Consider the following 18,884-nt stretch of genomic DNA (forward strand, 5'->3'; position numbering starts at 1 on the left):
GGGTGCCCCGGGGGTTGCCTTGACTGTACCTGTCAAGGCCTTTAGACTCTTGTACCCCTTAATCTCGCGGGGCGTCTTGCTTCGCGAAATTTTTGTGTCGAAAGACGATCAGTGGAGCTAGTAGATGGCAACTATCAACCAGCTGGTGCGCCAGCCGCGCAAGCGCGTCACCGAAAAGAGTGACGTGCCGGCGCTGCAGAACTGCCCCCAGCGCCGCGGCGTTTGCACCCGTGTTTACACCACCACCCCGAAGAAGCCGAACTCGGCGCTGCGTAAGGTCTGCCGTGTGCGCCTGACCAACGGCTACGAAGTCGCTTCCTACATCGGCGGTGAAGGCCACAACCTGCAGGAACACAGCGTCGTGCTGATCCGCGGCGGCCGTGTAAAAGACCTTCCGGGTGTGCGTTATCACACCGTGCGCGGTTCGCTGGATACCTCCGGCGTGAAGGACCGTAAGCAGGGTCGTTCGAAGTACGGCGCCAAGCGTCCGAAGTAATCTTCCATCCATTTTTTGTCGAGTCGATAAGAGTAAGGTCGGGCAAGTCCCGGGCTAACCTGAAGACCGTTTGAGGGCTTATCAATGCCAAGACGTCGTGTAGCGGCCAAGCGTGAAATCCTGGCCGATCCGAAGTACGGAAGCCAGATTCTGGCCAAGTTCATGAACCACGTGATGGAAAGCGGCAAGAAGGCCGTGGCCGAGCGCATCGTTTACGGCGCGCTGGACACCGTCAAGCAGCGCAAGAACGTCGACCCCCTGGAAACCTTCGAGAAAGCACTCGACGCCATCGCTCCGCTGGTCGAAGTGAAGTCCCGTCGTGTCGGCGGTGCTACCTACCAGGTTCCGGTCGAAGTTCGTCCGTCCCGTCGCAACGCTCTGGCCATGCGCTGGCTGGTAGATTACGCGCGCAAGCGTGGTGAGAAGTCCATGGCCCTGCGCCTGGCTGGTGAGCTGATTGATGCCGCCGAGGGCAAGGGTGCTGCGGTGAAGAAGCGTGAAGACGTGCACCGTATGGCCGAAGCCAACAAGGCCTTCTCGCACTACCGTTTCTAAGACTTGCGCGTCTAACCCAGCGAGGACCCAACAGTGGCCCGTACGACTCCTATCAATCTCTACCGTAACATCGGTATCTGCGCCCACGTGGACGCAGGCAAGACCACCACCACCGAGCGGGTGCTGTTCTATACCGGTGTTAACCACAAAATGGGTGAAACCCACGACGGCGCCTCGACCACCGACTGGATGGTTCAGGAGCAGGAGCGTGGTATCACCATCACCTCCGCTGCGGTCACTGCCTTCTGGCAGGGTTCCCAGAAGCAGTTCAAGAACCACCGCGTCAACGTGATCGATACCCCCGGCCACGTGGACTTCACCATCGAAGTGGAGCGCTCCCTGCGCGTGCTCGACGGTGCTGTCGTGGTGTTCTGCGGCACCTCCGGCGTTGAGCCGCAGTCGGAAACCGTATGGCGTCAGGCCAACAAGTACGGCGTGCCGCGTATCGTCTACGTCAACAAGATGGACCGCCAGGGCGCCAACTTCCTGCGCGTGGTCGAGCAGATCAAGAAGCGCCTGGGTCACACCCCGGTACCGCTGCAGCTGCCGATCGGTGCCGAGGAAAACTTCGAGGGTCAGATCGACCTGATGAAGATGAAGGCGATCTACTGGAACGAAGAAGACAAGGGCACCACCTACCGCGAGGAAGAGATTCCCGCCGAGCTGGCTGACCTGGCCGCCGAATACCGCTCCAACATGGTCGAGGCGGCTGCCGAAGCCAACGAAGAGCTGATGAACAAGTATCTCGAAGAGGGCGACCTGTCCGTCGAAGAGATCAAGGCTGGTCTGCGTCAGCGCACCATCGCCTGCGAAATCGTTCCGGCCGTCTGCGGCTCGTCGTTCAAGAACAAGGGCGTGCCCCTGGTTCTCGACGCGGTGGTCGAATTCCTGCCGGCGCCGACCGACATCCCGGCCATCAAGGGTGTTCACCCGGATGACGAGGAGAAGGTCGACGAGCGTGTGGCTTCCGATGACGCCCCGTTCGCTGCCCTGGCGTTCAAGATCGCTACCGACCCGTTCGTTGGCACCCTGACCTTCACCCGCGTCTACTCGGGCTTCCTCAGCTCCGGCGACTCGGTGCTGAACTCGGTCAAGGGCAAGAAGGAACGCGTTGGCCGGATGGTGCAGATGCACGCCAACCAGCGCGACGAGATCAAGGAAGTGCGCGCCGGCGACATCGCCGCACTGATCGGCATGAAGGACGTCACCACCGGTGACACCCTGTGCTCGATCGAAAATCCGATCATCCTCGAGCGTATGGACTTCCCGGAGCCGGTGATCTCGGTTGCCGTCGAGCCGAAGACCAAGGCTGACCAGGAGAAGATGGGTATCGCTCTGGGTCGCCTTGCTCAGGAAGACCCCTCGTTCCGCGTCAAGACCGACGAAGAAACCGGCCAGACCATCATCTCCGGCATGGGTGAGCTGCACCTGGACATCCTTGTCGACCGTATGCGTCGCGAGTTCAACGTCGAGGCCAACATCGGCAAGCCGCAGGTGGCTTACCGTGAAGCGATCCGCAACAAGTGCGAGATCGAAGGCAAGTTCGTTCGTCAGTCCGGCGGTCGTGGCCAGTTCGGTCACTGCTGGATCCGCTTCGAGCCGTCCGACGAAGGTCAGGAAGGTCTCGAGTTCAAGAACGAAGTCGTGGGCGGTGTGGTTCCGAAGGAATACATCCCGGCGATCCAGAAGGGTATCGAAGAGCAGATGAAGAACGGCGTCGTCGCCGGCTATCCGCTCATCGGCCTGAAGGCAACCGTGTTCGACGGTTCCTACCATGACGTTGACTCCAACGAAATGGCGTTCAAGATCGCGGCCTCCATGGCGACCAAGCAGCTGGCCCAGAAGGGTGGTGCCGTCCTGCTCGAGCCGATCATGAAGGTCGAGGTGGTGACTCCGGAAGACTACATGGGCGACGTGATGGGCGACCTGAACCGTCGTCGCGGCCTGATCCAGGGTATGGACGACAGCGTCTCCGGCAAGGTGATCCGCGCCGAGGTGCCGCTGGGCGAGATGTTCGGTTACGCTACCGACGTCCGCTCGATGTCCCAGGGTCGTGCGAGCTACTCCATGGAGTTCTCGAAGTACTCCGAGGCTCCGGCGAACATCGCCGAAGCCATCGTCAAGAAACAAGGCTGATTCAGTCCTTTAAGCTAAGAGGTTCACTGTCGTGGCTAAAGAGAAATTCGAACGTAACAAACCGCACGTCAACGTCGGCACCATCGGTCACGTTGACCATGGCAAGACCACTCTGACCGCAGCCCTGACCCGCGTTTGCGCCGAAGTCTTCGGCTCGGGCGGCGTCTCCAAGGGTTACGACCAGATCGACAACGCGCCGGAAGAAAAGGCTCGTGGTATCACCATCAACACCTCCCACGTTGAGTACGATTCCCCGGTTCGCCACTACGCGCACGTCGACTGCCCGGGTCACGCCGACTACGTGAAGAACATGATCACCGGTGCCGCCCAGATGGACGGCGCTATCCTGGTCTGCTCCGCTGCTGACGGCCCCATGCCGCAGACCCGCGAGCACATCCTGCTGTCCCGTCAGGTTGGCGTTCCCTACATCGTCGTGTTCCTGAACAAGGCTGACATGGTCGACGACGCCGAGCTGCTGGAACTGGTCGAGATGGAAGTTCGCGACCTGCTGTCCACCTACGACTTCCCGGGCGACGACACCCCGATCATCGTCGGTTCCGCGCTGATGGCGCTGAACGGCGAAGACGACAACGGCATGGGCACCACCGCCGTCAAGACCCTGGTCGAGACCCTGGACTCCTACATTCCGGAGCCGGTGCGTGCCATCGACCAGCCGTTCCTGATGCCGATCGAAGACGTGTTCTCGATCTCCGGTCGCGGTACTGTGGTGACCGGTCGTGTCGAGCGCGGCATCGTCAAGGTTCAGGAAGAAGTCGAGATCGTCGGTATCCGTCCGACCACCAAGACTACCTGCACCGGCGTGGAAATGTTCCGCAAGCTGCTCGACGAAGGTCGTGCTGGCGAGAACGTCGGCGTGCTGCTGCGCGGCATCAAGCGTGAAGACGTCGAGCGTGGTCAGGTTCTGGCCAAGCCGGGCACCATCAAGCCGCACACCAAGTTCGAAGCCGAAGTGTACGTGCTGTCCAAGGAAGAAGGCGGTCGTCACACTCCGTTCTTCAAGGGCTACCGTCCGCAGTTCTACTTCCGTACCACCGACGTGACCGGTAACTGCGAACTGCCGGAAGGCGTCGAGATGGTCATGCCGGGCGACAACGTCAAGATGGTTGTCACCCTGATCGCTCCGATCGCCATGGAAGACGGCCTGCGCTTCGCGATCCGCGAAGGCGGTCGTACCGTTGGCGCCGGCGTGGTTGCCAAGGTCATCGAGTAATCGACGATCTGCTGTAAGTGGTAGAGAGGGCCCCCGCACCGCGGGGGTTTTCTCGTTTACTGCCCATTGGTTGACACCCTCCGGGGGCGTCCGTACAATTGCGCCTCCTTTTACCGGGCGCAGTCCGTCTGGTGGGAATAGCTAGAGTCTGAGGTCAAAATGCAAAACCAACAAATCCGTATTCGGTTGAAGGCTTTTGACCACCGCCTGATCGATCAATCCACCCAGGAAATCGTGGAAACCGCGAAACGTACTGGTGCTCAGGTCCGTGGTCCGATCCCCCTGCCGACCCGCAAGGAGCGGTTCACCGTGCTGGTTTCCCCGCACGTCAACAAGGATGCGCGTGATCAGTACGAAATTCGTACTCACAAGCGCGTACTCGACATCGTTCAGCCGACCGACAAGACCGTCGACGCGCTGATGAAGCTCGACCTTGCTGCCGGTGTCGAAGTGCAAATCAGCCTCGGCTGAGATCCGCCTGCGGATTTCGGTCGTGTAACGCTCTGAAATGGGCGGCCATAGCGGGTGAAAGCCCCGTACACTCAAGAGGTTAAAGACATGACTATTGGTGTAGTCGGTCGCAAGTGCGGCATGACCCGCATTTTCACCGAAGATGGTGTCTCTATTCCGGTTACGGTCATTGAAGTCGAGCCGAATCGCGTCACCCAGTTCAAGAACGAAGAAAGCGATGGCTATCGCGCCGTACAGGTGACTGTCGGCGAGCGTCGCGCCTCCCGTGTGACCAAGGCCCAGGCCGGTCACTTTGCCAAGGCCAGCGTTGCTGCAGGTCGCACCGTCATGGAGTTCCGTCTCGAAGACGGCGAGTTCCAGGCTGGCGATCAGCTCACCGTTGAGCAGTTCCAGGCGGGCCAGCTGGTCGACGTGACCGGTCAGTCCAAGGGTAAGGGTTTTGCCGGTACCATCAAGCGCTGGAACTTCCGCGGCCAAGATAATACCCACGGCAACTCCGTTTCCCACCGTGTCCCGGGTTCCATCGGCCAGTGCCAGACTCCTGGTCGAGTGTTCAAGGGCAAGAAGATGTCCGGCCACATGGGCGCCGAGCGCGTGACCGTGCAGTCCCTGGAAGTTGTTCGTGTCGATGCCGAGCGTAACCTGCTGCTGGTCAAGGGCGCTGTCCCGGGTGCCACTGGTGGTGACGTGATCGTGCGTCCGGCTGCCAAGGCTTAAGGGGGATTCGAAAGATGCAACTGAATGTGAACGGTGCGCAGGCGATCGAAGTCTCCGAGCGTACCTTTGGTGGCGAATTCAACGAGACCCTGGTTCACCAGGCCGTTGTTGCCTACATGGCTGGTGGCCGTCAGGGCACCCGTGCGCAGCTGACCCGCTCCGAAGTGCGTGGTGGTGGCAAGAAGCCGTGGCGTCAGAAGGGTTCGGGCCGCGCCCGTGCCGGCTCCATCCGCAGCCCCATCTGGCGCTCGGGTGGCGTGACCTTCGCCGCCAAGCCGCAGGACCACTCGCAGAAGCTCAACAAGAAGATGTACCGTGCCGCCCTGCGCTCGATCCTGAGCGAGCTGGTGCGTCAGGAGCGTCTGGTCGTGGTTGAAGATTTCGCCGTGGAAGCGCCGAAGACCAAGGCCCTGGTGAGCAAGCTGGGCGGTCTGGGTCTGAACGACGTGCTGATCGTGACCGACTCGCTGGACGAGAACCTGTACCTGGCAGCCCGCAATCTGCCGCACGTCGACGTGCGCGACGTACAGGGCTCCGACCCGGTCAGCCTGATCGCCTACGACAAGGTGCTGGTCACCGTGTCCGCCGTGAAGAAATTCGAGGAGCTGCTGGGATGAACCAGGAACGCGTATTCAAAGTGCTGCTTGGCCCGCACATCTCCGAGAAGGCCACCACCCTTGCCGATGGCAAGAGCCAGTTCGTTTTCAAGGTTGCCACCGATGCAACCAAGCTGGAAATCAAGAAGGCCGTCGAGTCCCTGTTCAGCGTCAAGGTGGAGCGCGTCAGCACCCTGAACGTCAAGGGCAAGACCAAGCGCACCGCCCGTGGTTTCGGCAAGCGCAGCGACTGGAAAAAAGCGTACATCGCTCTCCAGGCCGGTCAGGACCTCGATTTCGCCAGCAGCGCTGAGTAAGGTAGGAGTGCATCATGGCAATCGTTAAATGCAAGCCGACTTCCGCTGGCCGTCGTTTCGTGGTCAAGGTGGTCAATGCCGACCTGCACAAGGGCGCTCCGTACGCTCCGCTGGTCGAGAAGAAGAGCAAGACCGGTGGTCGTAACAACAACGGCCGCATCACCACCCGTCACATAGGTGGCGGTCACAAGCAGCACTATCGTCTGGTCGATTTCCGTCGCAACGACAAGGATGGCATCCCCGCCACCGTCGAGCGTATCGAATACGATCCGAACCGTACTGCGCACATCGCTCTGCTGAAGTACGCCGACGGCGAGCGTCGTTACATCATCGCCCCGAAGGGCGTGAGTGCCGGCGATCAGCTGGTGGCAGGTGCCCATGCGCCGATCAAGGCCGGCAACAGCCTGCCGCTGCGCAACATCCCGGTCGGTTCCACCGTTCACGGTATCGAGCTGAAGCCGGGTAAGGGCGCACAGATCGCCCGCTCCGCCGGTGCTTCCGTGCAGCTGGTGGCCCGCGAAGGCGCCTACGTGACCCTGCGTCTGCGCTCCGGCGAGATGCGCAAGGTCCTGGCCGAGTGCCGTGCGACCCTGGGCGAAGTCTCGAACTCCGAGCACAGCCTGCGTTCCCTGGGCAAAGCCGGTGCCAAGCGCTGGAAAGGTATCCGTCCGACCGTCCGTGGCGCCGCCATGAACCCGGTCGACCACCCGCATGGCGGTGGTGAAGGTCGTACCTCCGGTGGTCGTCATCCGGTGTCGCCGTGGGGCTTCCCGACCAAGGGCGCGAAGACCCGCACCAACAAGCGCACCGACAACATGATTGTCCGTCGTCGCAAGTAATTAGAGGGATACGACAGTGCCGCGTTCTCTGAAAAAAGGTCCGTTTATCGATCTTCACCTGATCAAGAAGATCGAAGTTGCGGTGGAAAAGAACGACCGTAAGCCGATCAAGACCTGGTCGCGTCGTTCGATGATTCTGCCGCAGATGGTCGGTCTGACCATCGCCGTGCATAACGGTCGCCAGCATGTCCCGGTTCTCGTGAACGAAGACATGGTCGGCCACAAACTGGGCGAGTTCGCCGCTACCCGCACCTATCGCGGGCACGTGGCCGACAAGAAAGCCAAGCGTTAAGGGGTGAGGAAATGGAAGTAGCCGCTAAGTTGTCGGGCGCTCGCATCTCCGCCCAGAAAGCCCGCTTGGTCGCCGACCAGATCCGCGGGAAGAAGGTGGGCGAGGCGCTCAACCTGCTGGCATTCAGCAGCAAGAAAGCCGCCGCAATCATCAAGAAAGTGCTGGAGTCGGCCGTGGCCAACGCCGAGCACAACGAAGGCGCAGACGTTGACGACCTGAAGGTCTCCACCGTCTTCGTCAACGAAGGGCGCTCGCTGAAGCGCATCATGCCGCGCGCCAAGGGCCGTGCTGATCGCATCGTCAAGCGGTCTTGCCATATCACTGTCAAGGTTGCGGACAAGTAACGGAGTCGATCAGATGGGTCAGAAAGTACATCCCACTGGCATTCGCCTGGGCATCGTCAAGGAGCACACCTCGGTCTGGTATGCAGATAAGCGCACTTACGCCGACTATCTGTTCACCGACCTGAAGGTTCGTGAATACCTCCAAGACAAACTAAAAAGCGCGTCCGTGAGCCGCATCGACATCGCTCGTCCGGCTCAGACTGCACGCATCACCATCCACACCGCTCGTCCCGGCATCGTGATCGGCAAGAAGGGTGAGGATGTTGAGAAGCTGCGTCAGGAACTGACCAAGCAAATGGGTGTGCCCGTGCACATCAACATCGAAGAGATCCGCAAGCCGGAACTCGACGCCATGTTGGTTGCACAAAGTGTTGCTCAGCAGCTGGAGCGTCGCGTGATGTTCCGTCGCGCCATGAAGCGCGCCGTACAGAACGCCATGCGCATTGGTGCCAAGGGCATCAAGATCCAGGTGAGTGGTCGTCTGGGTGGCGCCGAAATCGCCCGTACCGAATGGTACCGCGAAGGTCGCGTCCCGCTGCACACCCTGCGTGCAGACATCGACTACAACACCTACGAAGCGCACACCACCTACGGTGTGATCGGTGTGAAGGTTTGGATCTTCAAGGGCGAGGTCATCGGTGGCCAGCACGAAGAGCTCAAGCCGGCAGCACCCGCTCCGCGTAAAAAAGCTGCTAAGTAAGAGGAGTACGCAACATGCTGCAACCTAAGCGTACGAAATTCCGCAAGCAGATGACCGGCCACAACCGTGGCCTGGCTCAGCGCGGCAGCAAGGTCAGCTTCGGCGAGTTCGCCCTGAAAGCTGTCAGCCGCGGTCGTCTGACTGCACGTCAAATCGAAGCCGCACGTCGTGCCCTGACTCGTCACGTCAAGCGTGGTGGCAAGATCTGGATCCGCGTGTTCCCCGACAAGCCCGTTACCAAGAAGCCCCTGGAAGTGCGTATGGGTAAAGGTAAGGGTGGGGTCGAGTACTGGGTAGCCCTGATTCAGCCGGGCAAGGTTCTGTACGAGATCGAGGGTGTTTCCGAAGAGCTGGCTCGCGAGGCGTTCGCGCTGGCCGCTGCAAAGCTGCCGCTCGAGACCACCTTTGTTAAGCGGACGGTGATGTGATGAAAGCGAACGAACTTCGTGAAAAATCCGTTGAGCAGCTGAACGAGCAACTGCTCGGCCTGCTGCGCGACCAGTTCAATCTGCGCATGCAGAAAGCAACTGGCCAGTTGGGGCAGTCTCACCTGCTCTCGCAAGTGAAGCGCGATATCGCTCGCGTGAAAACTGTGCTCAACCAGCAAGCAGGTAAGTAATCATGGCTGAAGCTCAGAACACCGTCCGTACGCTGACCGGCAAAGTCGTCAGCAACAAAATGGACAAGACCATCACCGTTCTGATCGAGCGTCGCGTCAAGCACCCGATCTACGGTAAATACGTGAAGCGTTCGACCAAGCTGCACGCTCACGACGAGACCAACCAGTGCCGCATGGGTGACCTGGTCACCATTCGCGAGACTCGTCCGCTTGCCAAGACCAAGGCCTGGACCCTGGTTGAGATTGTTGAGCACGCGGTGGAAGTCTAAGAGACTAAGGGTCGGAGAAAGTTATGATTCAGACTCAATCCATGCTTGACGTCGCCGACAACAGCGGTGCACGTCGCGTCATGTGCATCAAGGTGCTCGGCGGCTCGCACCGTCGCTACGCCGGCATCGGTGACATCATCAAGGTAACCGTGAAGGAAGCGATTCCGCGCGGCAAGGTGAAAAAAGGCCAGGTGATGAGCGCTGTGGTAGTGCGTACTCGTCACGGCGTGCGTCGTCCGGATGGTTCGATCATCCGTTTCGACGGTAACGCTGCGGTCCTGCTGAACAACAAGCAGGAGCCCATCGGCACCCGTATCTTTGGCCCGGTGACTCGTGAACTTCGCGGTGATAAGTTCATGAAGATTGTCTCCCTGGCCCCCGAAGTGCTCTAAGGAGTAGCCGTCATGCAAAAGATTCGTCGTGACGACGAAGTCATCGTCATCGCCGGCAAGGACAAGGGCAAGCGTGGCAAGGTGCTGAAGGTGCTGGCCGACGACCGTCTGGTCGTGGGTGGCATTAACCTGATCAAGCGCCACACCAAGCCGAACCCCATGCTGGGCGTTCAAGGCGGTATCGTCGAGAAAGAAGCGCCGCTGCACGTTTCCAACGTTGCGATCTTCAACGGCGAAACCAACAAGGCTGACCGCGTTGGTTTCAAGGTCGAAGACGGCAAGAAAATTCGTGTCTTCAAGTCCACCCAGAAGCCGGTTGGCGCTTGAGAATCATAGGTAAATCACCATGGCACGATTGAAAGACATTTATCGGAACGAAATCGCTCCCAAGCTGAAAGAAGAGCTTCAGCTGGGCAACGTGATGGAAACTCCGCGCATCACCAAAATCACCCTGAACATGGGTCTCGGCGAAGCGATCGGTGACAAGAAGATCATCGAAAACGCTCTCGGCGACATGGAAAAGATCGCCGGCCAAAAGCCGGTGGTCACCTATGCCCGCAAGTCGATCGCTGGCTTCAAGGTTCGCGAAGGCTGGCCGATCGGCATCAAGGTGACCCTGCGTGGCGATCGCATGTACGAGTTCCTGGATCGCCTGCTCTCCATCTCCCTGCCGCGCGTGCGTGACTTCCGCGGCCTGAGTGCCAAGTCCTTCGACGGCCGTGGCAACTACAGCATGGGCGTGAAAGAGCAGATCATCTTCCCGGAAATCGATTACGACAAGATCGACGCGCTGCGTGGGATGGACATCACCCTGACCACCACCGCCCGCAACGATGATGAAGGTCGTGCGCTGCTGCGCGCCTTCAAATTCCCGTTCCGTAACTGAGTGGAGTAGGAACATGGCCAAAACTAGCATGAAGAACCGTGAGCTGAAGCGTCAGCTGACGGTTGCGAAGTACGCCAAGAAGCGTGCTGAGCTGAAAGCTGTCATTGCCAGCCCCAACTCCACTCCGGAGCAGCGCTGGGAAGCCCTGGTAGCCCTGCAGAAGCAGCCGCGTAACGCGTCGGCCAGCCGTCTGCGCAACCGCTGCCGTATCACCGGTCGTCCGCACGGCTACTACCGCAAGTTCGGCCTCAGCCGTATCAAGCTGCGCGAAGCTGCCATGCGCGGTGATGTGCCGGGTCTGGTCAAGGCCAGCTGGTAAGAAGTCCTTGGGCGCGGTGTCCTCCGCGTCTTGGGCAAAACGAATCAAGCCCCTCATGGGGCTTGATTCGTTTTTGATCAATCTCTAGAATGTCTGGCTCGCCTGAGTCTGGCTTTCTTGCCCGGCTGCGGGCACACATGGCCGCAAGGCTTTTTTTTGTTTCAGGAGCATCAAGCCCATGAGTATGCAGGACCCGTTAGCGGACATGCTAACTCGTATCCGTAATGCCCAGATGGCTGAGAAGACCGTGGTAAGCATGCCGTCTTCCAAGCTGAAGGCAGCTGTCGCCAAGGTTCTGAAGGACGAAGGCTACATCGCGGATTTCCAGGTCAGCGGCGACGTCAAGCAGCAGCTGTCCATCGAACTCAAGTACTTCGAAGGCAAGCCGGTCATCGAAGAGCTGAAGCGCGTGAGCCGTCCGGGCCTGCGCCACTACAAAGGTGTCGAGCAGCTGCCGAAAGTTCGCGGCGGTCTCGGCGTTTCCATCGTCTCCACCAACAAGGGTGTGATGACGGATCGTGCTGCTCGCGCTGCCGGTGTCGGCGGCGAAGTGCTCTGCACCGTATTCTAAGGGGGGATCGGCATGTCTCGCGTTGCTAAGAACCCCGTCAAGCTGCCTGCCGGCGTTGAAGTCAAGCTGGCCGGCCAGCAGCTTTCGGTGAAGGGTGCCAAGGGCGCTCTGGAGCTGAAGGTGCATCCTTCGGTGGAAGTGATTCAGGAAGAAGGCGAGCTGCGCTTCGCTGCCCGTAACGGCGATCAGCAGACTCGCGCCATGGCCGGTACCACCCGCGCCCTGGTGAACAACATGGTGGTGGGTGTCAGCCAAGGCTTCGAGCGCAAGCTGCAGCTGGTTGGCGTCGGCTACCGTGCCCAGGCCAAAGGCAGCGTGCTGTCGCTGGCCCTCGGCTTCTCGCATCCGGTCGAGTACGAGCTGCCGGAAGGCGTTACCGCCGAAACTCCGAGCCAGACCGATATCCTGATCAAGGGTATCGACAAGCAGGTGGTCGGTCAGGTGGCTGCTGAGATCCGCGATTTCCGCCGTCCGGAGCCTTACAAAGGCAAGGGCGTCCGTTACGCTGACGAAGTGGTCCGTCGTAAAGAAGCCAAGAAGAAGTAGGGCATAGCAAATGAGCGACAAGAAAGTAATCCGTCTGCGTCGCGCTCGCCAGGCACGCCTGAAGATGCGCGAGCTGGAGGCCGTACGCCTTTGCGTGTACCGCTCTTCCCAGCACATGTACGCCCAGGTCATCTCGGCCGACGGCGGCAAGGTCCTGGCCAGTGCATCGACTCTGGACAAAGAGCTGCGTGGCGAAGCCACCGGCAACGTCGAAGCAGCCAAGAAGGTCGGCCTGCTGGTAGCCGAGCGTGCGAAAGCCGCTGGCGTGACCAAGGTGGCTTTCGACCGTTCTGGCTTCAAGTACCACGGTCGTGTCAAGGCACTGGCCGATGCTGCTCGTGAAGGCGGGCTGGAGTTCTAAGTTATGGCGAACAACGAGCAGAAGCGCGACGAAGGCTACATCGAGAAGCTGGTTCAGGTTAACCGCGTTGCCAAGACCGTGAAGGGCGGCCGTATCTTCACCTTCACCGCGCTGACCGTGGTCGGTGACGGCAAAGGTCGCGTCGGTTTCGGTCGCGGCAAGTCCCGCGAAGTGCCGGCCGCCATCCAGAAGGCGATGGAAGCTGCGCGTCGCAACATGATCCAGGTGGATCTGAACGGCACTACCCTGCAGTACCCGATCAAGTCCGCCCATGGCGCCTCCAAGGTGTACATGCAGCCGGCTTCGGAAGGTACCGGTGTCATCGCCGGCGGCGCCATGCGTGCCGTGCTGGAAGTGGCAGGTGTCCACAACGTTCTGGCCAAGTGCTACGGTTCGACCAACCCGGTGAACGTGGTGTACGCCACCTTCAAGGGTCTGAAGAACATGCAGTCTCCGGACTCCGTGGCGGCCAAGCGTGGCAAGAGCGTCGAGGAGATTCTCTGATCATGTCGAATGCCAAGATCAAGGTCACGCTGATCAAGAGCGTGAACGGCCGTCTGGCCAACCACAAGGCGTGCGTCAAGGGTCTCGGCCTGCGTCGCATCAACCACACCGTAGAAGTCCTGGACACCCCCGAAAATCGCGGGATGATCAACAAGGCCTACTACCTGCTGCGTGTGGAGGGTTAATCCATGCAACTGAACGATCTGCGTTCCGCACCGGGCGCCCGTCGCGAAAAGCTGCGTCCGGGCCGTGGTATCGGTAGCGGTCTGGGCAAGACCGGCGGCCGTGGCCACAAGGGTCAGACTTCCCGCTCCGGCGGCAAGATTGCTCCGGGCTTCGAAGGCGGCCAGCAGCCGCTGCACCGTCGTCTGCCGAAGTTCGGCTTCACCTCGCTGAAGGCCATGGATCGTGCGGAAGTTCGCACCTCCGAGCTGGCCAAGGTCGAAGGTGATGTCGTGACCCTGCAGGCGCTGAAGGATGCCAACGTGATCAACCAGAACGTGCAGCGTGTGAAAGTCATGCTGTCCGGCGAGGTTGTTCGTGCGGTCACCCTGAAAGGCATCGCCGTCACCAAGGGTGCGCGCGCGGCCATCGAAGCAGCTGGCGGCAAAATCGAGGACTAAATGGCTAAGCAAGGTGCTCTCTCCGCGCTCAGCAATGGCGGGCTGTCCGAGCTCTGGGCTCGTTTGCGTTTCCTGTTCATGGCGATCATCGTCTATCGGATCGGCGCGCACATTCCGGTGCCTGGAATCAATCCGGACCGTCTCGCCGAGCTGTTCCGACAGAACGAGGGGACCATTCTTAGCCTGTTCAACATGTTTTCCGGCGGTGCGCTGGAGCGCATGAGCATCTTTGCGCTGGGGATCATGCCGTACATTTCGGCATCGATCATCATGCAGCTCATGACCGCGGTCAGCCCGCAGCTGGAGCAGTTGAAGAAGGAAGGTGAGGCTGGCCGTCGCAAGATCAGCCAGTACACCCGCTACGGTACTGTAGTCCTGGCGCTGGTCCAGGCCATCGGCATGTCCGTTGGTCTGGCCGGTCAGGGCGTGGCCTTCAGCGCCGACTTCGGCTTCCACTTCATGGCGGTCACCACCTTCGTGGCGGGCGCGATGTTCATGATGTGGCTGGGCGAGCAGATCACCGAGCGCGGCATCGGCAACGGCATTTCGATGCTGATCTTCGCCGGTATCGTCGCAGGTCTGCCGTCGGCGATCGGGCAGTCCTTCGAGTCCGCGCGCCAGGGCGATATCAACATCTTCGCCCTGATCGCCATCGGCTTGCTGGCGGTAGCGATCATCGGTTTCGTGGTGTTCATCGAGCGCGGCCAGCGTCGCATCGCGGTGCATTACGCCAAGCGTCAGCAGGGCCGCAAGGTCTTTGCGGCGCAGACCAGTCACCTGCCGCTGAAGGTGAACATGGCTGGCGTGATCCCGGCGATCTTCGCCAGTAGCATCCTGCTGTTCCCGGCGTCCCTGGGCGCCTGGTTCGGTCAGGGCGAAGGCATGGGCTGGATGCAGGACATCGCGCAGGCCATCGCGCCCGGTCAGCCGTTGAACATTCTGCTGTTTAGTGCAGGGATCATCTTCTTCTGCTTCTTCTACACGGCGCTGATGTTCAACCCCAAGGACGTGGCGGAAAACCTGAAGAAATCCGGTGCCTTCATTCCGGGTATCCGTCCCGGCGAGCAGTCCGCGCGCTACATCGATGGTGTGCTGACCCGCTTGACCATGTTCGGTGCTCTGTACATGACGGCCGTGTGCCTGCTGCCCCAGTTCCTGGTGGTGGCGGCCAACGTGCCGTTCTATCTTGGCGGGACCTCGTTGCTGATCGTCGTAGTGGTTGTGATGGACTTCATGTCCCAAGTACAATCCCACCTCGTTTCGCACCAGTACGATTCCCTGATGAAGAAAGCCAACCTGAAGGGCTATGGCAGCGGCATGCTCCGCTAATCCACCCGTAAGGTTCGAGGAGTTGGTGATGAAAGTTCGTGCATCGGTCAAGAAGCTGTGCCGCAACTGCAAGATCATCCGTCGCGACGGCGTCGTGCGCGTGATCTGCAGCGCGGAGCCGCGCCACAAGCAGCGCCAAGGCTGAGTGTGATCTGCGAACCAACCCGGCAGCTAGTGCGCTGCCGGGTTGATTATTTGTTTCTACAGCGCTAACATCCTGCGCCTTTTCTTGGCTTCCGGGGCGCGGATAGCTGTCACTTGGAGTTTTTCTGAATGGCCCGTATTGCAGGCGTCAACATTCCGGATAACAAACACACTGTTATCTCGCTGACCTACATCTATGGTGTCGGTCGCACTACCGCACAGAGCATCTGTGCCGCTACCGGTGTCAACCCGGCGGCGAAGATCAAGGATCTCTCCGACGAGCAGATCGAGCAGCTGCGTGGCGAAGTCGCCAAGCTCACCACCGAAGGTGACCTGCGCCGCGAAATCAACATGAACATCAAGCGTCTGATGGATCTGGGCTGCTACCGCGGTCTGCGTCATCGTCGCGGTCTGCCGGTTCATGGTCAGCGCACCAAGACCAACGCCCGTACCCGCAAGGGTCCGCGCAAGCCGATCCGCAAGTAATCGCATCCGCGAATCGACAGGAATCTAGTCATGGCAAAACCTGCTGCTCGTCCTCGTAAAAAAGTCAAAAAGACAGTGGTTGATGGCATCGCCCACATCCACGCGTCGTTCAACAACACCATCGTGACCATCACCGACCGTCAGGGCAACGCTCTGTCCTGGGCGACCTCGGGTGGTTCCGGCTTCCGTGGCTCGCGCAAGAGCACTCCGTTCGCTGCCCAGGTGGCTGCCGAGCGCGCCGGCCAGGCCGCTCTGGAGTACGGTCTGAAGAACCTCGACGTCAACGTCAAGGGTCCCGGTCCGGGTCGCGAATCCGCTGTGCGTGCTCTGAACGCCTGCGGCTACAAGATTGCCAGCATCACCGACGTGACGCCGATCCCGCACAACGGGTGCCGTCCGCCGAAGAAGCGTCGCGTGTAATAGGAGACAGTGAAGAATGGCTCGTTACATTGGTCCCAAATGCAAACTGTCCCGTCGCGAAGGCACTGACCTGTTCCTGAAGAGCGGCGCCCGCGCTCTGGAATCCAAGTGCAACATCGAAGCGGCTCCCGGTATCCACGGCCAGCGTCGTGGTCGCCTGTCCGAGTACGGCACCCAGCTGCGTGAAAAGCAGAAAGTCCGTCGTATCTACGGCGTGCTGGAGCGTCAGTTCAGCGGTTACTACAAGGAAGCTACCCGTCGCAAGGGTTCGACCGGCGAGAACCTGCTGCAGCTGCTCGAGTGCCGTCTGGACAACGTGGTCTACCGCATGGGCTACGGTGCTACCCGCGCCGAATCCCGTCAGCTGGTTTCCCACAAGGCCATCACCGTCAACGGTCAGACCGTGAACATCCCCTCCTTCCAGGTCAAGGCTGGCGATGTGGTTGCCGTTCGCGAGAAAGCCAAGAATCAGCTGCGTATCGCCCAGGCTCTCGAGCTGTGCGCCCAGCGCGGCCGCGTTGAGTGGGTGGAAGTCGATGCCGAGAAGAAGTCCGGTGTGTTCAAGAGCGTACCGGCTCGCAGCGACCTGTCCGCTGACATCAACGAAAACCTGATTGTCGAGCTCTACTCGAAGTAAGAGCTAGAAAATAGGTGCATCCATGCAGAGTTCGGTAAATGAGTTTCTGACCCCGCGTCATATCGACGTTCAGGTGGTCAGCCCGACCCGCGCCAAGATCACGCTCGAGCCTCTCGAGCGCGGTTTTGGTCACACACTGGGCAACGCGCTGCGTCGCATCCTGTTGTCCTCCATGCCTGGCTGCGCAGTGGTTGAGGCTGAAATCGATGGCGTACTCCACGAGTACAGCGCCATCGAGGGTGTGCAGGAAGATGTCATCGAGATCCTGCTCAACCTGAAAGGCCTGGCCATCAAGCTGCACGGTCGTGATGAAGTGACGCTGACCCTGGCGAAGAAGGGCCCGGGTGCGGTGACCGCTGCCGATATTCAGCTGGATCATGATGTCGAGATCGTCAACCCCGATCACGTGATCGCCCATCTGGCGGACAATGGCGCACTGAACATGCGCCTGAAGGTCGCTCGTGGCCGTGGCTACGAGCCGGCCGACGCCCGCCAGAGCGACGAGGACGAAAGCCGTTCGATCGGCCGTCTGCAGCTCGATGCCTCGTTCAGTCCGGTTCGCCGCCTGGCCTACGTGGTGGAAAGCGCCCGTGTCGAGCAGCGCACCAACCTGGACAAGCTGGTCCTCGACCTGGAGACCAACGGCACCCTCGATCCCGAAGAGGCGATTCGTCGTGCCGCGACCATCCTGCAGCAGCAGCTGGCCGCGTTCGTCGACCTCAAGGGTGACAGTGCCCCGGTGGTGGAAGAGCAGGAAGACGAGATCGATCCGATCCTGCTGCGTCCCGTCGACGATCTGGAACTGACCGTGCGTTCGGCCAACTGCCTGAAGGCGGAGAACATCTACTACATCGGTGACCTGATCCAGCGCACCGAAGTGGAGCTGCTCAAGACGCCGAACCTGGGCAAGAAGTCCCTGACCGAGATCAAGGACGTTCTGGCCTCCCGCGGTCTTTCCCTCGGCATGCGCCTCGACAACTGGCCGCCGGCAAGTCTGAAAAAGGATGACAAGGCGACTGCCTGATCGTCCCTGATAACCGAACTCTAGGTTTGGTAAGGAATTTCAATCATGCGTCATCGTAAAAGTGGCCGTCACCTGAGCCGCACCAGTGCGCACCGCAAAGCCATGTTCCAGAACATGGCGGTGTCGCTGTTCGAACACGAGCTGATCAAGACCACCCTGCCCAAGGCGAAAGAGCTGCGTCGCGTTGCCGAGCCGCTGATCACCCTGGCCAAGGAAGACAGCGTCGCCAACCGTCGTCTGGCTTTCGACCGCACCCGCTCCAAGGCTGCAGTCGGCAAGCTGTTCAACGAGCTGGGCAAGCGCTACGCCAACCGTCCGGGCGGCTACCTGCGCATCCTCAAGTGCGGTTTCCGCGCTGGCGACAACGCGCCCATGGCGTATGTCGAGCTGGTCGACCGTCCGGTCGGCGGTGCTGTGGAAGCAGCTGCCGAGTAAGATCGGGTGATATGCAGAAAACCGGGCCTCGTGCCCGGTTTTTTGTGCCCGGCGAAAAGCGCTGGCTTGACCGCGGCGCCGGTCGGGTCGAGCATAGATTGGCTATCGATTCATTCAGGAAGCGCGACCATGAAAGGCCATGCCGACGTCATCGACTATCTGAAGACCCTGCTCAAGGGCGAACTGGCCGCGCGCGACCAGTACTTCATCCACTCGCGGATGTACCAGGACTGGGGACTGACCCGCCTCTACGAGCGCCTCAACCACGAGATGGAGGAGGAGACCCAGCACGCCGACGCGCTGCTGCAGCGCATCTTGTTCCTCGAAGGCGCCCCGGACATGACTCCCGACGCCCTGCGGGTCGGCAGCACGGTGCCGGAGATGCTGCGCATCGACCTGGAACTGGAGTATCAGGTGCGCGCCGCGCTGGCCAAGGGCATCGCCCTCTGCGAGCAGCATCAGGACTACGGCAGCCGCGACATCCTGCTGGCCCAGCTCAAGGATACCGAGGAAGACCACGCCTACTGGCTGGAGACTCAGCTCGGCCTGATCGAGCGCATCGGCCTGCAGAACTACCTGCAGGCGCAGATGTAGTCCGGCAGGCGCAGTACCCGACGCCCCGCAT

33 protein-coding genes are annotated in these 18,884 nt (G+C 60.5%); all 33 read left to right on the forward strand.

What is annotated here, in order from left to right:
* Positions 1-124: 124 nt before the first annotated feature.
* The 33 genes from rpsL to bfr all read left to right on the forward strand — a co-directional run bounded on the left by rpsL (position 125) and on the right by bfr (position 18,853).
* A complete protein-coding gene (rpsL, locus tag BLU22_RS06460) occupies positions 125-496 on the forward strand; it encodes a 30S ribosomal protein S12 (RefSeq protein ID WP_090213017.1) in 372 nt (123 codons plus the stop codon).
* 84 nt (positions 497-580) lie between these two features.
* Entirely contained in the window at positions 581-1,051 is a 471-nt protein-coding gene (gene rpsG / locus BLU22_RS06465) for a 30S ribosomal protein S7 (RefSeq protein WP_090213018.1), read from the forward strand.
* Positions 1,052-1,084: 33 nt separating this feature from the next.
* Complete coding sequence (gene fusA, locus BLU22_RS06470; protein ID WP_090213020.1) at positions 1,085-3,187, forward strand: elongation factor G; 2,103 nt, start codon at positions 1,085-1,087, stop codon at positions 3,185-3,187.
* 31 nt (positions 3,188-3,218) lie between these two features.
* Positions 3,219-4,418 (forward strand): elongation factor Tu, encoded by a 1,200-nt coding sequence (gene tuf, locus BLU22_RS06475; protein ID WP_090213021.1) that lies wholly within the window; start codon positions 3,219-3,221, stop codon positions 4,416-4,418.
* A gap of 159 nt (positions 4,419-4,577) precedes the next feature.
* Positions 4,578-4,889, forward strand: coding sequence for a 30S ribosomal protein S10 (gene rpsJ, locus BLU22_RS06480; protein ID WP_003186070.1), 312 nt, complete (start codon positions 4,578-4,580; stop codon positions 4,887-4,889).
* A gap of 87 nt (positions 4,890-4,976) precedes the next feature.
* Entirely contained in the window at positions 4,977-5,606 is a 630-nt protein-coding gene (rplC, locus tag BLU22_RS06485; protein ID WP_090213023.1) for a 50S ribosomal protein L3, read from the forward strand.
* Between the two features lie 14 nt (positions 5,607-5,620).
* Positions 5,621-6,223 (forward strand): 50S ribosomal protein L4, encoded by a 603-nt coding sequence (gene rplD / locus BLU22_RS06490; protein WP_090213025.1) that lies wholly within the window; start codon positions 5,621-5,623, stop codon positions 6,221-6,223.
* A complete protein-coding gene (gene rplW / locus BLU22_RS06495; protein ID WP_090213027.1) occupies positions 6,220-6,519 on the forward strand; it encodes a 50S ribosomal protein L23 in 300 nt (99 codons plus the stop codon). The genes rplD and rplW overlap by 4 nt, the downstream gene beginning before the upstream one ends.
* 14 nt (positions 6,520-6,533) lie before the next feature.
* Complete coding sequence (gene rplB / locus BLU22_RS06500) at positions 6,534-7,358, forward strand: 50S ribosomal protein L2 (protein ID WP_090213028.1); 825 nt, start codon at positions 6,534-6,536, stop codon at positions 7,356-7,358.
* A 16-nt stretch (positions 7,359-7,374) separates the two neighbouring features.
* Positions 7,375-7,650, forward strand: a complete 276-nt coding sequence (gene rpsS / locus BLU22_RS06505) for a 30S ribosomal protein S19 (protein ID WP_090213031.1) — start codon at positions 7,375-7,377, stop codon at positions 7,648-7,650.
* A gap of 11 nt (positions 7,651-7,661) precedes the next feature.
* Positions 7,662-7,994, forward strand: coding sequence for a 50S ribosomal protein L22 (gene rplV / locus BLU22_RS06510; RefSeq protein WP_090213032.1), 333 nt, complete (start codon positions 7,662-7,664; stop codon positions 7,992-7,994).
* A gap of 13 nt (positions 7,995-8,007) precedes the next feature.
* Positions 8,008-8,694, forward strand: a complete 687-nt coding sequence (gene rpsC / locus BLU22_RS06515) for a 30S ribosomal protein S3 (RefSeq protein WP_090213034.1) — start codon at positions 8,008-8,010, stop codon at positions 8,692-8,694.
* 14 nt (positions 8,695-8,708) lie between these two features.
* Positions 8,709-9,122 (forward strand): 50S ribosomal protein L16, encoded by a 414-nt coding sequence (gene rplP, locus BLU22_RS06520; protein WP_090213036.1) that lies wholly within the window; start codon positions 8,709-8,711, stop codon positions 9,120-9,122.
* Positions 9,122-9,313, forward strand: a complete 192-nt coding sequence (gene rpmC, locus BLU22_RS06525) for a 50S ribosomal protein L29 (RefSeq protein WP_003093720.1) — start codon at positions 9,122-9,124, stop codon at positions 9,311-9,313. Before rplP ends, rpmC begins: the two co-directional genes overlap by 1 nt.
* 2 nt (positions 9,314-9,315) lie before the next feature.
* On the forward strand, positions 9,316-9,582 hold the full coding sequence (gene rpsQ / locus BLU22_RS06530; protein ID WP_090213037.1) for a 30S ribosomal protein S17: 267 nt from the start codon (positions 9,316-9,318) through the stop codon (positions 9,580-9,582).
* 23 nt (positions 9,583-9,605) lie between these two features.
* On the forward strand, positions 9,606-9,974 hold the full coding sequence (gene rplN / locus BLU22_RS06535; protein ID WP_090213039.1) for a 50S ribosomal protein L14: 369 nt from the start codon (positions 9,606-9,608) through the stop codon (positions 9,972-9,974).
* 12 nt (positions 9,975-9,986) lie between these two features.
* Positions 9,987-10,301, forward strand: a complete 315-nt coding sequence (gene rplX / locus BLU22_RS06540) for a 50S ribosomal protein L24 (RefSeq protein WP_090213040.1) — start codon at positions 9,987-9,989, stop codon at positions 10,299-10,301.
* A 19-nt stretch (positions 10,302-10,320) separates the two neighbouring features.
* Positions 10,321-10,860, forward strand: a complete 540-nt coding sequence (rplE, locus tag BLU22_RS06545; RefSeq protein ID WP_090213042.1) for a 50S ribosomal protein L5 — start codon at positions 10,321-10,323, stop codon at positions 10,858-10,860.
* Between the two features lie 13 nt (positions 10,861-10,873).
* Positions 10,874-11,179, forward strand: coding sequence for a 30S ribosomal protein S14 (gene rpsN, locus BLU22_RS06550; protein WP_090213043.1), 306 nt, complete (start codon positions 10,874-10,876; stop codon positions 11,177-11,179).
* Positions 11,180-11,357: 178 nt separating this feature from the next.
* A complete protein-coding gene (gene rpsH, locus BLU22_RS06555; protein WP_090213045.1) occupies positions 11,358-11,750 on the forward strand; it encodes a 30S ribosomal protein S8 in 393 nt (130 codons plus the stop codon).
* A gap of 12 nt (positions 11,751-11,762) precedes the next feature.
* The gene (gene rplF, locus BLU22_RS06560; RefSeq protein ID WP_090213046.1) at positions 11,763-12,296 is read left to right on the forward strand and encodes a 50S ribosomal protein L6; all 534 of its coding nucleotides are present in this window, start codon (positions 11,763-11,765) and stop codon (positions 12,294-12,296) included.
* A 10-nt stretch (positions 12,297-12,306) separates the two neighbouring features.
* Positions 12,307-12,657, forward strand: coding sequence for a 50S ribosomal protein L18 (gene rplR, locus BLU22_RS06565; protein WP_090213047.1), 351 nt, complete (start codon positions 12,307-12,309; stop codon positions 12,655-12,657).
* Between the two features lie 3 nt (positions 12,658-12,660).
* Positions 12,661-13,161: a 30S ribosomal protein S5 gene (rpsE, locus tag BLU22_RS06570; RefSeq protein WP_090213049.1), complete on the forward strand. Its 501-nt coding sequence runs from the start codon at positions 12,661-12,663 to the stop codon at positions 13,159-13,161.
* 2 nt (positions 13,162-13,163) lie between these two features.
* A complete protein-coding gene (gene rpmD, locus BLU22_RS06575; RefSeq protein WP_090213051.1) occupies positions 13,164-13,346 on the forward strand; it encodes a 50S ribosomal protein L30 in 183 nt (60 codons plus the stop codon).
* Between the two features lie 3 nt (positions 13,347-13,349).
* On the forward strand, positions 13,350-13,784 hold the full coding sequence (gene rplO, locus BLU22_RS06580; protein ID WP_090213053.1) for a 50S ribosomal protein L15: 435 nt from the start codon (positions 13,350-13,352) through the stop codon (positions 13,782-13,784).
* Complete coding sequence (gene secY, locus BLU22_RS06585; protein WP_090213054.1) at positions 13,785-15,113, forward strand: preprotein translocase subunit SecY; 1,329 nt, start codon at positions 13,785-13,787, stop codon at positions 15,111-15,113.
* Positions 15,114-15,141: 28 nt separating this feature from the next.
* The gene (gene rpmJ, locus BLU22_RS06590) at positions 15,142-15,258 is read left to right on the forward strand and encodes a 50S ribosomal protein L36 (protein WP_003281814.1); all 117 of its coding nucleotides are present in this window, start codon (positions 15,142-15,144) and stop codon (positions 15,256-15,258) included.
* Between the two features lie 128 nt (positions 15,259-15,386).
* Positions 15,387-15,743 carry a 30S ribosomal protein S13 gene (rpsM, locus tag BLU22_RS06595; RefSeq protein WP_090213056.1) on the forward strand — a complete coding sequence of 119 codons (357 nt, stop codon included), beginning with the start codon at positions 15,387-15,389 and terminating at the stop codon, positions 15,741-15,743.
* Between the two features lie 30 nt (positions 15,744-15,773).
* A complete protein-coding gene (rpsK, locus tag BLU22_RS06600) occupies positions 15,774-16,163 on the forward strand; it encodes a 30S ribosomal protein S11 (RefSeq protein ID WP_003093689.1) in 390 nt (129 codons plus the stop codon).
* Between the two features lie 16 nt (positions 16,164-16,179).
* Positions 16,180-16,800 carry a 30S ribosomal protein S4 gene (rpsD, locus tag BLU22_RS06605; protein ID WP_090213057.1) on the forward strand — a complete coding sequence of 207 codons (621 nt, stop codon included), beginning with the start codon at positions 16,180-16,182 and terminating at the stop codon, positions 16,798-16,800.
* A 22-nt stretch (positions 16,801-16,822) separates the two neighbouring features.
* The gene (locus BLU22_RS06610) at positions 16,823-17,824 is read left to right on the forward strand and encodes a DNA-directed RNA polymerase subunit alpha (RefSeq protein WP_090213059.1); all 1,002 of its coding nucleotides are present in this window, start codon (positions 16,823-16,825) and stop codon (positions 17,822-17,824) included.
* A 45-nt stretch (positions 17,825-17,869) separates the two neighbouring features.
* Complete coding sequence (rplQ, locus tag BLU22_RS06615) at positions 17,870-18,259, forward strand: 50S ribosomal protein L17 (RefSeq protein WP_090213061.1); 390 nt, start codon at positions 17,870-17,872, stop codon at positions 18,257-18,259.
* 129 nt (positions 18,260-18,388) lie between these two features.
* The gene (gene bfr, locus BLU22_RS06620; protein WP_090213062.1) at positions 18,389-18,853 is read left to right on the forward strand and encodes a bacterioferritin; all 465 of its coding nucleotides are present in this window, start codon (positions 18,389-18,391) and stop codon (positions 18,851-18,853) included.
* Positions 18,854-18,884: the final 31 nt, after the last annotated feature.

Origin of the sequence: Pseudomonas guangdongensis (assembly GCF_900105885.1) — a bacterium.
In the GTDB taxonomy this organism is placed as follows: domain Bacteria; phylum Pseudomonadota; class Gammaproteobacteria; order Pseudomonadales; family Pseudomonadaceae; genus Geopseudomonas; species Geopseudomonas guangdongensis.